The sequence below is a fragment of the Photorhabdus viridis genome, assembly GCF_040256935.1.
GTDB lineage: Bacteria > Pseudomonadota > Gammaproteobacteria > Enterobacterales > Enterobacteriaceae > Photorhabdus > Photorhabdus viridis.
Window position 1 is genome coordinate 1 of sequence record NZ_JBEJZY010000625.1, and the last position, 221, is coordinate 221.

Genomic DNA, 221 nt, shown 5'->3' on the forward strand with positions numbered 1-221 from the left:
GGTCGAGTCGGATGGGAACGACTTTGGGAAGGCTGGTTTCGGCTGCAAACCCTGATAGACGGCTATTTGCTGGCTAAATCAGTTGATTTGGAGATCTGATCAAGAGACAGGTCTGCACCGGGCCCATTTTGTCTGGCCGAAGCAGGGCGAACGCAGCTGGGTGATGACGCCCGCCCAGTTTGACTGGCTCATCCGCGGCATTCACTGGCAACAGGTCGAGG

General features: G+C 57.0%; 1 protein-coding gene. It reads left to right on the top strand.

Annotation, left to right across the window (positions count from 1 at the left end; translation table 11 throughout):
• Positions 1–82 precede the first annotated feature (82 nt).
• On the top strand, positions 83–221 hold a 139-nt coding region (tnpB, locus tag ABR397_RS24840), incomplete at its 3' end, for an IS66 family insertion sequence element accessory protein TnpB (protein ID WP_350307991.1).